Source organism: Flavobacterium sp. (assembly GCF_035299245.1).
In the GTDB taxonomy this organism is placed as follows: domain Bacteria; phylum Bacteroidota; class Bacteroidia; order Flavobacteriales; family Flavobacteriaceae; genus Flavobacterium.
The window spans coordinates 101,376-115,922 of sequence record NZ_DATGWY010000015.1 but is presented as its reverse complement, the minus strand read 5'-3'; the positions used below and the strand labels follow the sequence as shown (position 1 = coordinate 115,922).

The 14,547-nt window shown below is 35.1% G+C and carries 16 protein-coding genes; all 16 read right to left on the bottom strand.

Annotation, left to right across the window (positions count from 1 at the left end):
• Nucleotides 1-4: 4 nt before the first annotated feature.
• The 16 genes from VK161_RS11240 to rplR all read right to left on the bottom strand — a co-directional run bounded on the left by VK161_RS11240 (nucleotide 5) and on the right by rplR (nucleotide 14,539).
• Nucleotides 5-1,966 carry a tetratricopeptide repeat-containing sensor histidine kinase gene (locus VK161_RS11240; RefSeq protein WP_324214877.1) on the bottom strand — a complete coding sequence of 654 codons (1,962 nt, stop codon included), beginning with the start codon at nucleotides 1,964-1,966 and terminating at the stop codon, nucleotides 5-7.
• A gap of 153 nt (nucleotides 1,967-2,119) precedes the next feature.
• Nucleotides 2,120-5,161 carry a DUF7619 domain-containing protein gene (locus VK161_RS11235; RefSeq protein ID WP_324214876.1) on the bottom strand — a complete coding sequence of 1,014 codons (3,042 nt, stop codon included), beginning with the start codon at nucleotides 5,159-5,161 and terminating at the stop codon, nucleotides 2,120-2,122.
• Nucleotides 5,162-5,331: 170 nt separating this feature from the next.
• Nucleotides 5,332-6,624, bottom strand: a complete 1,293-nt coding sequence (gene eno / locus VK161_RS11230; RefSeq protein ID WP_324214875.1) for a phosphopyruvate hydratase — start codon at nucleotides 6,622-6,624, stop codon at nucleotides 5,332-5,334.
• 237 nt (nucleotides 6,625-6,861) lie between these two features.
• Nucleotides 6,862-7,983 (bottom strand): glutamine-hydrolyzing carbamoyl-phosphate synthase small subunit, encoded by a 1,122-nt coding sequence (carA, locus tag VK161_RS11225; protein WP_324214874.1) that lies wholly within the window; start codon nucleotides 7,981-7,983, stop codon nucleotides 6,862-6,864.
• 247 nt (nucleotides 7,984-8,230) lie between these two features.
• A complete protein-coding gene (gene rplQ / locus VK161_RS11220; protein ID WP_324214873.1) occupies nucleotides 8,231-8,758 on the bottom strand; it encodes a 50S ribosomal protein L17 in 528 nt (175 codons plus the stop codon).
• A 30-nt stretch (nucleotides 8,759-8,788) separates the two neighbouring features.
• Nucleotides 8,789-9,781: a DNA-directed RNA polymerase subunit alpha gene (locus VK161_RS11215; protein ID WP_324214872.1), complete on the bottom strand. Its 993-nt coding sequence runs from the start codon at nucleotides 9,779-9,781 to the stop codon at nucleotides 8,789-8,791.
• Between the two features lie 21 nt (nucleotides 9,782-9,802).
• On the bottom strand, nucleotides 9,803-10,408 hold the full coding sequence (rpsD, locus tag VK161_RS11210; protein WP_324214871.1) for a 30S ribosomal protein S4: 606 nt from the start codon (nucleotides 10,406-10,408) through the stop codon (nucleotides 9,803-9,805).
• A 118-nt stretch (nucleotides 10,409-10,526) separates the two neighbouring features.
• The gene (gene rpsK, locus VK161_RS11205) at nucleotides 10,527-10,910 is read right to left on the bottom strand and encodes a 30S ribosomal protein S11 (protein ID WP_324214870.1); all 384 of its coding nucleotides are present in this window, start codon (nucleotides 10,908-10,910) and stop codon (nucleotides 10,527-10,529) included.
• A gap of 8 nt (nucleotides 10,911-10,918) precedes the next feature.
• Entirely contained in the window at nucleotides 10,919-11,293 is a 375-nt protein-coding gene (gene rpsM, locus VK161_RS11200; RefSeq protein WP_324214869.1) for a 30S ribosomal protein S13, read from the bottom strand.
• A 2-nt stretch (nucleotides 11,294-11,295) separates the two neighbouring features.
• Nucleotides 11,296-11,412, bottom strand: coding sequence for a type B 50S ribosomal protein L36 (gene ykgO, locus VK161_RS11195; protein ID WP_002987490.1), 117 nt, complete (start codon nucleotides 11,410-11,412; stop codon nucleotides 11,296-11,298).
• A gap of 12 nt (nucleotides 11,413-11,424) precedes the next feature.
• Nucleotides 11,425-11,640 (bottom strand): translation initiation factor IF-1, encoded by a 216-nt coding sequence (infA, locus tag VK161_RS11190; RefSeq protein ID WP_007136545.1) that lies wholly within the window; start codon nucleotides 11,638-11,640, stop codon nucleotides 11,425-11,427.
• Between the two features lie 5 nt (nucleotides 11,641-11,645).
• Nucleotides 11,646-12,983 (bottom strand): preprotein translocase subunit SecY, encoded by a 1,338-nt coding sequence (gene secY, locus VK161_RS11185; RefSeq protein WP_324214868.1) that lies wholly within the window; start codon nucleotides 12,981-12,983, stop codon nucleotides 11,646-11,648.
• A 12-nt stretch (nucleotides 12,984-12,995) separates the two neighbouring features.
• On the bottom strand, nucleotides 12,996-13,448 hold the full coding sequence (gene rplO, locus VK161_RS11180; RefSeq protein WP_324214867.1) for a 50S ribosomal protein L15: 453 nt from the start codon (nucleotides 13,446-13,448) through the stop codon (nucleotides 12,996-12,998).
• 12 nt (nucleotides 13,449-13,460) lie between these two features.
• The gene (rpmD, locus tag VK161_RS11175; protein WP_324214866.1) at nucleotides 13,461-13,643 is read right to left on the bottom strand and encodes a 50S ribosomal protein L30; all 183 of its coding nucleotides are present in this window, start codon (nucleotides 13,641-13,643) and stop codon (nucleotides 13,461-13,463) included.
• An 11-nt stretch (nucleotides 13,644-13,654) separates the two neighbouring features.
• A complete protein-coding gene (rpsE, locus tag VK161_RS11170; protein ID WP_324214865.1) occupies nucleotides 13,655-14,179 on the bottom strand; it encodes a 30S ribosomal protein S5 in 525 nt (174 codons plus the stop codon).
• Between the two features lie 6 nt (nucleotides 14,180-14,185).
• Nucleotides 14,186-14,539, bottom strand: a complete 354-nt coding sequence (gene rplR / locus VK161_RS11165) for a 50S ribosomal protein L18 (RefSeq protein WP_324214864.1) — start codon at nucleotides 14,537-14,539, stop codon at nucleotides 14,186-14,188.
• Nucleotides 14,540-14,547 lie beyond the last annotated feature (8 nt).

Sequence of the window (14,547 nt, the reverse complement as noted above, 5' to 3'; positions counted from 1 at the left end):
TGAATTACGAAATGTATTGAATTGGCAAATGCAATACTACTTTTGTTCCGCTTGTTTGATTATTATTTTTTAGTTCTTCAATAGTAAAGTCGGCTTTTTGATGCGCTGCTGAGGCAATCATTTCCAATCGCTTTTTGGTGATGTCCAACGCCATTGATTTATGCACAACTACCGAATTTTCCTTTGCCAATTGCGACTGTTGAAAACCGATTCCGTTGTCTTCAACAGTGCACACTAGACTTTCTTTTTCGATGGTAAAATGGATAGCAATTGTTCCCATTTCTTTTTTCGGAATGACTCCGTGAATAATCGCATTCTCAACAAACGGCTGCAATAATAATGGCGGAATTGCCATGTCGTCTTCGATGAGTTGATCCTTTTTAATAAAAAAACTGAACTTATTATTGAAACGCAATTGTTCTAATTCGAGGTAATTTTCCAAACCTTCAATTTCCTTATCAATAGGTATGAGCGACTCTTTTGAATACTCTAAGGTCAATCGCATTAACTTGGAAAATTTAGCTAAGTATTTTACAGCCGATTCGGTTCCGTTGTTGACAATAAAACTCGAAATTGATCCTAAGCAATTGAATACAAAATGCGGATTCATTTGTAAATGCAAGGCTTTCTGCTCGTATTCGGCTAATTCTTTTTGAAGAGTTAGGGTTTTCTTCAGTTGAATTCTATTGTAAATTAAAAATCCTATTCCGAAAAGCAATAAACCAAACAATAGAGCAAAAAACAATTGCATTGTATTGCGTTTGGATTCTTCTTTAAGTAGGATTTCTTTTTTTTCCAATTCTTTTTTATGAAGCGCTTCTTTCTTGTCAAATTCGAAATTCATTTCGGCTTCAACACTTTTTCGGGTAGTTTCTTCATTAACCAAACTGTCTTTTGCTTGATTGTACAATTTGTAATGCACTAAAGCCAATGTTGGATTGTTTTGCTTAGAATAGCAATCACTCAGCAGTTTTTGAGAAAGCATACGTTGCTCTAAAACACCTAATTCGTTAGCCAATTGCAGTGCTTTTTGTGCCATTTGAATGGCTTTTTGAGTCTGATTTTGTTCCAAGTACAATTGCCCTAAATGAAGATAGGTATCGGCAACACCAAATTTATCATCAATAGTTTGAAAAGTTGTAACTGCTGAATTCCAGTTTTCTATCGCTTTACTCGTATTTTTTGTTTCTTTAAAAAACAAGCCAAAATTATTGTACCATTCGCCCAAAGCACGCGGATTCGGATTTGCATCCAAACTTTTCTTAGCCTTTAGATAGTAATCAAAAGCCTTGTCGTAACTTTTCTGTTTTAAATAGGAATTGGCAATGTTGGTGAGTGTAATTCCAATATTGGGATCATTGAGTGTTTCCTGTATCTGCTGTGCCTTGAGGAAATATTCGAGTGCTTTAAAATCGGACGCTTGAGATTTGTAAACAATTCCGATGTTGTTGTACAATTTAGCACATTTGGAAGCGTCTTTTAAATCTTCGTAAATTTTGACTGATTTCAAATAATAGTGCAATGCTTTGGAATAGTTGCTTTGTTCAGAAAAAACAATTCCCATGCTACCAAAGGCTTTGGCTAAACCTTTTTTTACGTCGGTTGCATATTTGGAATTGGAATCTTTTTCATCTTCAAAAAGCTCTGATGCTGAAGTAAAATTTTGAAGTGCGATTGGGTAGTTTCCCGAGATAATATTTGCATTCCCAATGTTGAGATAGGCATTTCCTTCGGCTACTTTGAATTTAATTTTTTGAGCTAACAGAAGTGCTTTTTGTGCAAATTGCATCATCTTTTTGGGGTCAGACGTTTTGTATTCGTCGGCAATTGCATTTAAGATTTGGGCTTTATCAATATCATTTTTCGTCCGATTCAACACATTAGTCAAGCTATCTATTTTACTATTCTGTGCATAAATAGAAAGCGAAAATGTGATAAAAAAGAGTAAAACTAATTTTGATTTCATTGAATTGAAATGGATACTCAAAGATACTACTTCCTTAGTGTGAAAAAAGAGCAAATTAGAATTTGAGGGTTTTGAATGAGAATTTGATGCATTCAAATAAAAAACCTGACCAATTGAGAATTGGTCAGGCATATTCTGAAGGCAAATTATAATTTATTCCTTTATGATTTTTTCAATTTTAGTCCCATTTTCAGTGGTGACTTTCACAAAATAAATTCCGTTGGTATAATTCGAAACATCAACCGATGATTGAGAATCGTTTGCCAGTTGCGTCATTAAAACTCGTCCTTGAACATCGTATAATTCGATGGATTTGATAGTGTTATTGCAGTTGACATTGATACTGTTTTTTGTCGGATTAGGTGCAATCACAACTGAATAATCCGTTGCAAACTCTCCATTAGAAAGCGTTTGAAAAGTGGTTGATGTGGTATTCGTTTCGATTGGAAAATTATAATCAAAATAAATATTGGCGTTGTTAGTTACTGTGTTTCCTTCTACCAAAGTGGATTTGGTTTTGATTTTGAAGACAACATTTCCGTGTTGATTCGAATCCAAATTAATATCATCAAAAATAAACTCTACTTTGTTTCCTGCAATTCTGGTTTCCATCGGATGAGAAGCATTCAGAACTTGTAGTGTTGACACATCAAATTTAGTTGCATCAATCATGTCTTTTACCACTACAAAAGTAGCCGGGAAAGTTCCCGTATTTTCAAAATTGATGTTGTAATGCAAAAAATCACCGATTTTTGAAGTGGAAACCACATCTCCTTCTAAACAAACTTTATTATTAGGGTCAAAAGAACCAACTACGATTTGACTAAATGTAAAAGTGTTATCGAAAGGTAGTTCATCTCCAGAAATTGGATTTATTACTGCTGAATAACTCAAAACATCACCAATATTTACAGCGGGTGTATCTGTAGGTGAATTGACATTCAAAAGAATCGTAAAGCTTCTACTTTCAAAAGGTAGTAAATTGCTATAATTCCAATTCAAATTTCCGGTACTTTGAGAACTTATAGCCAGTGTTGATGAGATATAATCCATGACTGAATCATCATATTGGAAATTAATACTACCCGATATCGTTTGATTACCCTTGTTTTTAAATATTATTTCATAACTAGCATCAAAACCTGGTCGTGCAAATTCTATTGGGACAATGACTATTTCAACATCAGTATGAACTCCATTTGCAGCAATACAAAAGTTTTGAGTTTGCGTACTACCATCTACAATAGGAAAATTAATTGATGTTGATGATGGTGTAATTGTAAAATAGCTTGGATTCTCTAACTGTGAGGTCAATGTATGATTTCCTGAAGCGGTATAGAGTGAATACAAGCCATTAGTATTTGGGAAAACCTCGCTGGTGATTGTGTCGTTGGTTAATTTCAAATGAACACTATTAGGCAGTAGAGCATCATTCGAATCACATCCGTTGAAATCGCCATCAAATCGAACTTCACCCGCAACTGAGTTATAAATTCCACCTGGTGTAAAACTACAATACGTACTTACTAATGCTGAAGGAACAAGTAATTGTAAATTAGCCACTTGAACTTCATCAGCACAGATATAAACCAAATTAGGATTATTATTAATTGTAATTGGCGACTCTATTTTTCCGTTTTTAATAAATAATGACGATAAGTTATTATAACTACAATTCAATTGAACGAGTTTGATCTGATTCGACAAATCAAGAGTAGTTAACTGATTATTGTTGCATCTGACTTGAGTCAATTCTGAGTTTTGAGTTAAATCTAAAGCAGTCAATTGATTGTTTGTACAGGTCAATAGATTCAACATTGTATTTTGACTTACATCTAAACTTGAAATGGGATTATAGCTACAATTCAATGAAGTCAAATTAGGACAGTTACTCAAATCCAAAGAAGAAATAGAATTGGAATCACAATGCAAAGACCTTAACTGCAATTTATCGCTTAAATCCAAACTACTAATTTGATTTCCTTCGCATTGTAAAAGCACTAAATCGGGGAAAAAAGACAAATCCAAACTGGTTAAATTATTGCTGTAACATTTCAAACCAGTCAACTTAGTTAAATTATTAATACTCAATGATATTAATGGATTTGCCGCTGGTGCAAATTGGGTTAGATTGTTCAAACTACTTACATCAATTGTTGTTAAATTATTTGACTGTAATTCAAGAATTCTTAAGTTAGTTAGGTTGTTTACATAAAGAGATGAAATATTACAGTTGGCTAAATTGAGTGTCTGCAAATTACTTAAGTTGTAAAAAGCATACTGACTAAAAGTAGCGAATTGATTGTCTGAAGCAAATAAGTAAATTAAATTATTGAAAGCTTCAATACCAGTGATGTCTGCTATATTATCAGTTGATGAATAAGTGTCCAAATTCAAATAATAAATCTTACATGCTTCCGACATTTGAATTTCTCCATCACCATTAAGATCAATTATTGCCGAACTATTGCCTTGTATGTTGTCTCCTGCTATTCCGTTCGACCAATTTGCCGATAATAAAATGGATTTAAAATTGGCATCAGGAATTGTTACTATTGAATCGGGTTGAACATTAAGATTGAAACTTGCTATTTTATAACAACCCGTACTAGGATTTTGAACTCTAAAATAAATGGTCTCATTATAATATACCGTGTAATTTCCTATATTAGTTATAGGATTCTCATTATTAATTGCATCAAAATAATTGGTGTAATAAATAACATCATAATATACAGGAGTATTAGTATTTATTACATTAGACTGATCGTACAAATTGAATTCTGCAATGCCATCATATGGTTCTTCATAAACATTTAGCTGGGATAACATTCTAAAATCAGGTAGTTCATTAACGCCCAAAGTTAGGCTTGTAAGTGAAAAATTAGTTGTATTAGCATTTTCCCATACTCTTACATAAATGGTTTGTGAAAAAGCAGTTGTATTGACAAAACTTGCTGGCGATGTAATTTGATTTTGGTCGTTTTCTGCATCATTGAAAGTTAAATAATAAGCAACTGTGTAGTCTGAAGAATTTAAACTTCCCAATATCTCTGTACTCTTTGATGTTAAGTCATAACTTTCAAAACCATCTTCATTTTGATCACACGTTTTTAGAGGAGAAGGATTAGTAATTGAAATTTGGGCATTAAGAACGCCTGTTAACAACATCAAAAGCAGTAGTATTTTTTTCATAGTCAATATATTACAAAGTAAATATAGAAAAAATAGTACAAAATGGTGTTGCGAATGAGTATTTAATGATTTTGAATGAGAATTTGATTTGGAACGCGTACCAAACGAATAAAAAAACCCTTTCAGAATGTAAAACTCTCAAAGGGTTGATATAAAAACGTTTATTAATTTTATTTCTGTTTGAATGCTTTCAATCCAGGGAAATAAGCGGTGTTCGCTAGTTCTTCTTCGATGCGTAACAATTGATTGTATTTGGCCATACGATCCGAACGCGAAGCCGAACCCGTTTTGATTTGACCACAGTTCAACGCCACGGCTAAATCAGCAATGGTGTTGTCTTCGGTTTCTCCGGAACGGTGCGACATTACCGAAGTATAACCTGCATTGTGTGCCATGTTTACGGCTGCAATCGTTTCGGTCAAGGTACCGATTTGGTTTACTTTTACTAAAATCGAATTGGCAATTCCTTTTTCAATTCCGGTTGACAAACGTTCCACATTAGTTACGAATAAATCATCTCCTACTAATTGTACTTTATCACCAATTAATTCGGTTAGGTATTTCCAACCGTCCCAATCGTCTTCGTACATTCCGTCTTCAATCGAAATGATTGGATATTTAGAAGCCAATTCGGCCATGTATTCGGCTTGTTCTCTTGAAGTTCGTACTTTTCCGTTTGGACCTTCGAATTTTGAATAATCGTATTTTCCGTCTACATAAAACTCAGAAGCAGCACAGTCTAAAGCAATCATTACTTCGTCACCAAATTTATAACCTGCATTTTCAACAGCCGTTTTAATTGTGTCTAAAGCATCTTCAGTTCCACCTGCTAAATTCGGAGCAAAACCACCTTCGTCACCAACTGCAGTTGATAAATTTCTGTCGTGCAATACCTTTTTCAAATTGTGGAAAATCTCCGTTCCCATTTGCATAGCATGCGTGAATGAAGTTGCTTTTACAGGCATAATCATGAACTCTTGAAACGCAATGGGCGCATCCGAGTGTGAACCACCGTTGATGATGTTCATCATTGGAACAGGTAATGTATTAGCTGAAACTCCGCCAACATAACGGTACAATGGCAACCCTAATTCGTTCGCAGCTGCTTTGGCTACTGCCAAGGAAACTCCTAAAATAGCATTAGCACCAAGATTGGATTTATTTGGAGTTCCATCCAATTCAATCATGGTTTGATCAATATGATTTTGTTCAAAAACCGACGTTCCTAATAATTCAGGAGCGATTTTAGAGTTGACATTATCTACGGCTTTCAAAACACCTTTTCCCATATAATTTTTTCCGCCATCGCGTAGTTCAACTGCTTCGTGCTCACCTGTTGAAGCTCCACTCGGAACTGCAGCGCGACCTAAAACACCGTTTTCAGTTACTACATCTACCTCGATGGTTGGATTTCCTCTTGAATCCAAGATTTGTCTTGCGTGTACTTTAATTATAATACTCATTAGTTATGATTTTATTAATTTTTAATTCGCTTTTTTGTCAATACCACAAATTTAAACAATCTAAAAAACACCGATTCACTAATTCAAAAAAACTTATAAACGCAAACGATTTAGTGATTTTTTTGAGCGAATGGCTTGGGCTTCTTTGCAATCCATTTTCCTGCTTTCCCTCCAAGTTGTGTTCCCGAAGTTTCGGGCACACAAGCTTTCCGTCCTATCAGGGCTAAAAAACAAACCTTAAACCTCTTGTAACCTTTTGGCTTTTTCGATATTGGCAATGAATTCATCAAACAAATAGGATGAATCGTGTGGTCCTGGACTGGCTTCAGGATGGTATTGTACAGAGAAGCAACTTTTTGATTTCATTCGCATTCCAGCCACCGTGTTGTCGTTCAGATGATAATGGGTAATTTCTAAATCGGTGTGATTTTCTAATTCTTCTCTGTTGACTGCAAATCCGTGGTTTTGAGAAGTGATTTCACCTTTTCCTGTCAAGATATTCATCACCGGATGGTTAATTCCGCGGTGACCATTGAACATTTTATACGTTGAAACTCCGTTGGCCAAACCGATGATTTGATGACCCAAACAAATTCCGAAAACAGGTTTGTCGGAAGCAATCATTTGCTGAGCCGTTTCAATTACTTGCTCTAACGGTTCAGGATCGCCCGGACCATTGGATAAGAAGTAACCATCGGGTTCAAATGCTTTTAAATCGGAAAAAGGAGTGTTGTAAGGATATACTTTGATGTAACAGTCTCTTTTGGCAAGGTTGCGTAGAATGTTGCGTTTGATCCCTAAGTCGAGAGCTGCAATTTTGAAGGTTGCCTTTTCGTCACCGAAAAAATACGGTTCGGTAGCCGATACTTTTGACGCCAATTCCAAACCTTTCATATCGGGAACGTTGGCGAGTTGTTGTTTTAAGTCTTCTATTGAAGTTCCATCTGTACTGATTACCGCGTTTTGTACGCCGTGATCACGGATGTAACTTACTAAAGCGCGAGTATCGACATCAGAAATGCACACTAAATTTTGCTTTTCGAAGTAATCGTAAAGATTACTTTCTGAATCGGGACGTGAGTGATTGAAGCTAAAGTTTTTGCAAACTAGTCCTGAAATCATGATTTTATCCGATTCGACTTCGTTGGCATTGACACCATAATTTCCAATGTGTGGATTTGTGGTTACCATGATTTGTCCGAAATACGATGGATCGGTGAAGATTTCTTGATAACCTGTCATTCCGGTGTTGAAACAAACTTCTCCGAAAGTAGTTCCAGCAATTCCGATGGATTTTCCGTAGAAAATGGTTCCGTCAGCGAGTAGTAAAATGGCTTGTGGTCGTGTTGTGTACTTCATTGTTTTGTGTGCGTAGTTAGTAGTGGTACAAATTTAAATGATTCACTATAAAGTCTAAAATTGATTTATTAAAGTTTATAAACATTCCTAAAGTTGTTATTCAGCCCCGATTGAAGTGGATCCCGATTTTTCATCGGGAGGAACGTAAAGCGGGACAACTGTTGCAAAGAACATCAGTATTTTTGCTGCATAAAAAAAGGATAAACTTAAAAAAAGTTTATCCTTTATAGTTACGAGAGCGTTTTCATTATTCTGCGCTTTCTGTAGTTTCTTCTGAAGAAGTCTCTGGAGCCTCAGGCGCTTTTGCTTCTGGTGCTGGAGTAGCTTCTGGAGCAGGAGTTGACTCTGCTTTTTTCGCTTTACCACCACGACGGCTTTTTGATTTTTTCTCTTCTTTTTTACCACCGTTGTATAGTTCGTTGAAGTCAACTAACTCGATCATGGCCATATCAGCGTTATCTCCTAAACGGTTACCCATTTTGATGATACGTGTATATCCACCTGGACGATCTCCTACTTTTGCAGCTACTTCTCTGAACAATTCGGTAACACCGTATTTGTTACGTAAGTAAGTGAAAACGATACGTCTATTGTGAGTTGTGTCTTCTTTTGACTTAGTGATTAAAGGCTCAACGAATTGTTTAAGCGCTTTTGCTTTAGCCACAGTAGTGTTAATACGTTTGTGCTCGATAAGAGAACAAGCCATATTAGCCAACATAGATTTTCTATGTCCTGTCTGTCTGCTTAAGTGATTGAATTTTTTTCCGTGTCTCATTTTAAATTCTTTTTAATTTGGATAAAGCGACTAGTCTTTATCTAATTTATATTTTGATAAATCCATTCCGAACGTTAAGTTTTTGTTGGCAACTAATTCGTCTAACTCAGTTAGCGATTTTTTACCGAAGTTACGGAACTTCATTAAATCGTGTTTATTAAAAGAGACTAGGTCTCCTAATGTATCAACTTCAGCTGCTTTTAAGCAATTTAGTGCTCTTACCGACAAGTCCATATCAACAAGCTTAGTTTTAAGCAATTGTCTCATGTGTAATGATTCTTCGTCGTATGAATCGGTTTGTGCAATTTCGTCAGCCTCAAGAGTGATTCTCTCATCAGAGAATAGCATGAAGTGGTGAATTAATACTTTAGCTGCTTCTGTTAGAGCATCTTTTGGATTGATTGAACCATCCGTTTTGATTTCAAAAACTAATTTTTCATAATCGGTTTTTTGTTCAACACGGAAATTTTCAATAGCGTATTTCACGTTAACCACTGGAGTGAAAATAGAGTCAGTAAAAATAGTTCCCATAGAAACATTTTGCTTTTTATTTTCCTCAGCTGGTACGTAACCTCTACCTTTTTCGATGGTTAATTCCATATTGAAATTAACTTTGCTTTCAAGATTACAGATTACTAGTTCTGGGTTCAATACTTGAAAACCAGAGATGAATTTTTGAAAATCACCAGCAGTAATTTGTTCTTTTCCAGTGATTGAAATGGTAACTGATTCATTATCGATATCTTCGATTTGACGTTTGAAACGCACTTGTTTAAGATTAAGGATAATTTCAGTCACGTCTTCTACTACACCAGAGATTGTTGAAAACTCATGCTCAACACCTTCAATTTTGGTTGAAGTGATAGCATAACCTTCTAAAGCAGAAAGTAAAACTCTTCTAAGTGCATTACCAACGGTCAATCCGTAGCCAGGTTCTAAAGGTCTGAATTCAAACTTACCTTCAAAATCGGTTGAATCGATCATGATAACTTTATCGGGCTTCTGAAAATTAAATATTGCCATAATTTAGACTACTGTCAATTATTATTTGTTGTACAACTCTACGATTAATTGTTCTTTGATATTTTCTGGAATTTGCAAACGAGCTGGAACAGAAACAAAAGTACCTTGTTTGGTATCATTATTCCAAGTAATCCATTCGTATACATTATTAGAGTTTGCTAATGAGCGCTCGATAGATTCTAACGATTTAGATTTTTCACGAACTGCAACAACATCACCTGCTTTTAAGTGGTACGATGGAATGTTTACTAACTCTCCATTTACAGTGATGTGTCTGTGAGAAACAATTTGTCTCGCTGCTCTTCTTGAAGAAGCGATACCCATTCTGTATACAACATTATCTAAACGAGCTTCACATAATTGTAAAAGGATTTCACCTGTTACACCTTTAGAAGCAGCTGCTTTTTCAAAAAGGTTTCTAAATTGTTTTTCAAGAATACCGTAAGTGTACTTCGCTTTTTGCTTTTCCATTAACTGTACTGCGTATTCTGATTTTTTACCTCTTTTTTTAGCCATACCATGTTGGCCTGGAGGATAATTTCTTTTTTCGAAGGCTTTGTCTTCTCCGAATATTGCTTCGCCGAATTTACGAGCAATTTTTGTACTTGGACCAGTATATCTTGCCATTTTAAATTGTTTTTAGATAGAGATTATGAATTCAGGTCAAATCCTTCGATAATCTGGTTTCTATCTTTTGTTATACTTACTAAAATTTATAAAGATGTTGAAATTAAATTCAACAGCATTATACTCTACGTCTTTTAGGAGGACGACATCCGTTGTGTGGCATTGGAGTAACGTCGATGATTTCGGTTACTTCAATTCCTGAATTGTGTATTGATCTGATAGCAGATTCTCTTCCGTTACCTGGACCTTTAACGTAAACTTTTACTTTTTTAAGACCAGCCTCTAATGCTACTTTTCCACAATCTTCTGCTGCCATTTGAGCTGCATATGGAGTATTCTTTTTAGAACCTCTGAAACCCATTTTACCAGCTGAAGACCAAGAGATAACTTCACCTTTCTTATTAGTCAAAGAAATGATAATGTTATTGAAAGTGGCATTAATATGAGCTTCGCCTGAAGATTCAATAATAACTTTACGTTTTTTTGTACTTGCTTTAGCCATACTACTTATTATTTAGTTGCTTTTTTCTTGTTAGCAACAGTTTTTCTTTTACCTTTTCTTGTTCTAGAATTGTTTTTAGTTCTTTGTCCACGTAATGGAAGACCTGATCTATGACGAATTCCTCTGTAACAACCGATATCCATTAAACGTTTGATGTTTAATGAAGTTTCAGAACGAAGTTCTCCTTCAATTTTGTAGTACGATACAGCATCACGGATTGCTCCAATCTGATCGTCATTCCAATCTTGAACTTTAATATCTTGGCTAACTTGAGCTTTTTCTAAAATCTCAATAGCTCTACTTTTACCTATTCCGAAGATATAGGTTAGTGCTATAACACCTCTCTTGTTTTTAGGTACATCTACCCCTGCTATTCTTGCCATAATTATCCTTGTCTTTGTTTAAATCTAGGATTCTTTTTGTTGATTACGTATAATCTACCTTTTCTTCTAACGATAATGCATTCTGCACTACGTTTTTTTACTGATGCTCTTACTTTCATATTATATAGCTATTAGTATCTATAAGTGATTCTTGCTTTTGACAAATCGTAAGGACTCATTTCTAGTTTTACTTTGTCACCAGGTAACAACTTGATGTAATGCATACGCATTTTTCCAGAAATGTGAGCGATAACGATGTGTCCATTTTCTAACTCTACACGAAACATTGCATTCGAAAGTGCTTCGATGATTGATCCGTCTTGTTCTATTGCTGATTGTTTTGCCATAAAAATTAAGCTACTGCTTTTCTATTTTTACCACTTTTCATTAAACCATCATAATGTTTATTCAGCAAATACGAATTGATTTGTTGAATAGTGTCAATTGCAACTCCTACCATAATAATTAATGAAGTTCCACCATAGAACATTGCCCATGATTGTTGTACACCAATACTAACTACAAAGGCTGGGAACACAGCAATTAAAGCTAAGAATAATGCACCAGGGAAAGTAATCAATGACATGATTTTATCTAAATAATCAGAAGTTTCTACACCGGGTTTAATACCTGGTATGAACCCGCTGCTTCTTTTCAAATCATCAGCCATTTTATTAGTTGGAACTGTAATTGCTGTGTAGAAGAATGTGAAGATGATGATCAACAAGGCAAAAACCACATTGTACCAAACACCAAACATATTACTAAAAGCACCTGCAATAGATTGAGAAGCTTCAGACTTAGACAATCCAGCTAAAGCTGCGGGAATGAACATAATTGCTTGAGCAAAAATGATAGGCATTACACCTGCAGAGTTTAACTTAAGTGGAATCCATTGTCTGTTACCTCCATCTTGTTCAAATTCACCTGTAGTCGTTCTACGAGCGTATTGTACTGGAATTTTTCTGATAGCCATCACAAGTAATACACAAGCGATGATCACCAATAACCAAACAATAACCTCAATAACTAATAACATTGGACCTCCGTTATTATTAGTAACTCTTGAAGTAAACTCTTGAGTTAACGACTGTGGTAAACGAGCTAAAATTCCAACCATGATTAAAAGTGAAATACCGTTTCCAATACCTTTATCAGTGATTTTTTCACCCAACCACATGGCAAAAATTGTACCTGTAGTTAAGATTAAAACTGAAGAAAATAAGAATGGAAATGAATCTGCTCCTAGTAAAAATGCATCACTTGGAACCGTTCTGTACAAGTTGTAAATGTAGCTTGGTCCTTGAAGAAGAGTGATACCAATAGTCAACCAACGCGTAATCTGGTTGATTTTCTTTCTACCACTTTCTCCATCTTTTTGCAGTTTTTGCAAATACGGAATAGCAATACCCATTAATTGTACAACGATGGAAGCTGATATGTAAGGCATAATTCCCAAAGCAAAAATAGATGCTTTTGAGAATGATCCACCTGTAAACATATCAAGAATAGAACCGATACCTTCTTTGGTTTGACCTTCTAAGTTCGCCAATTGAGTTGCATCGATACCCGGAAGAGTAACGTGCGATCCAAATCGATACACTAGAAGTAACCCTAAAGTAATAAGAATTCTATTCTTTAGTTCTTCAATTTTCCAAACATTTTTGATTGATTCAATAAAATTCTTCATATAGTCAGAAAATTATAATGTTACTGCTTCTCCACCAGCAGCTTCGATAGCAGCTTTTGCCGTTGCAGTAAATTTGTGAGCTGTTACTTTTAATTTTGATTTTAATTCACCTCTACCTAAAACTTTTACAAGTTCATTTTTAGTAGCAAGACGAGCAGCAACCAATACCGAGAAATCTACAGTATCAGTAACAATTCCGTTGTCTACTAATGATTGAAGCGTGTCAAGATTTACACCTTGATAATCAATTCTATTAATATTTTTAAATCCAAATTTAGGAACACGTCTTTGAAGTGGCATTTGCCCTCCTTCAAAACCGATCTTTTTAGAATATCCTGAACGAGATTTAGCTCCTTTGTGACCTCTTGCAGCAGTTCCACCTTTACCTGATCCTTCTCCTCTACCTACTCTTTTGTTTTGGTTGTGTGTAGAACCTTCTGCTGGTTGTAAGTTACTTAAATTCATAGTTTATTGCTATTATTTAGCTTCTTCTACAGAAACTAAGTGTTTTACTTTATTTACCATTCCAAGGATAGTTGAAGAAGCATCATGCTCAACAGTTTGTCCTAATCTTTTTAGACCTAAAGCCACTAATGTTCTCTTTTGTGTTTGAGGACAATTAATCTGACTTCTTACTTGTTTTACTATAATCTTTGCCATTTTTCCTTGAATTAACCTTTAAATACTTTTTCTAAAGAAACACCTCTTTGTTTAGCCACTGTATGAGCACTTCTCATTTGAAGTAATGCATCAAAAGTTGCTTTTACCACGTTGTGTGGATTAGATGATCCTTGAGATTTTGATAATACATCGTGAATACCTACTGATTCCAATACTGAACGAACAGCACCACCAGCAATAACTCCTGTACCGTGAGATGCAGGCATTAAGAATACACGCGCTCCACCAAATTTACCTTTTTGTTCGTGAGGAACTGATTGACCACTCAAAGGAATTCTAACTAAGTTTTTCTTTGCATCTTCTACTGCTTTTGCAATAGCTTCAGAAACATCTTTAGATTTTCCTAACCCGTGTCCAACTACTCCGTTTTCATCACCTACAACAACAATAGCAGAAAAGCCGAAAGCTCTACCTCCTTTTGTCACTTTGGTAACACGATTTACACTTACCAAACGATCTTTTAATTCAAGACCACTCGGTTTTACTAACTCTACGTTTTTGTATTTATGATACATAATTTCTTAGAATTTAAGTCCAGCTGCTCTAGCGCCTTCTGCTAATGATTTAATACGTCCGTGATATAAATAACCTCCTCTATCGAAAGTTACAGTTTCAATCCCAGCTTTTAACGCTTTTTCAGCAACAAGTTTACCTACTTCAGTTGCAATTTCTACGTTTGTCCCAGTTAAATTAACTCCTTTATCTCTTGATGAAGTAGCTAACAATGTAACTCCATTGACATCGTCAATAAGTTGGGCATAGATTTCTTTATTACTTCTGAATACAGAAAGTCTTGGTTTAGTAGCAGTACCGCTAACAATCTTTCTAATTCTAAACTTGATTCTTTGTCTTCTTTCAGATTTTGATAATGACATAATCTCTA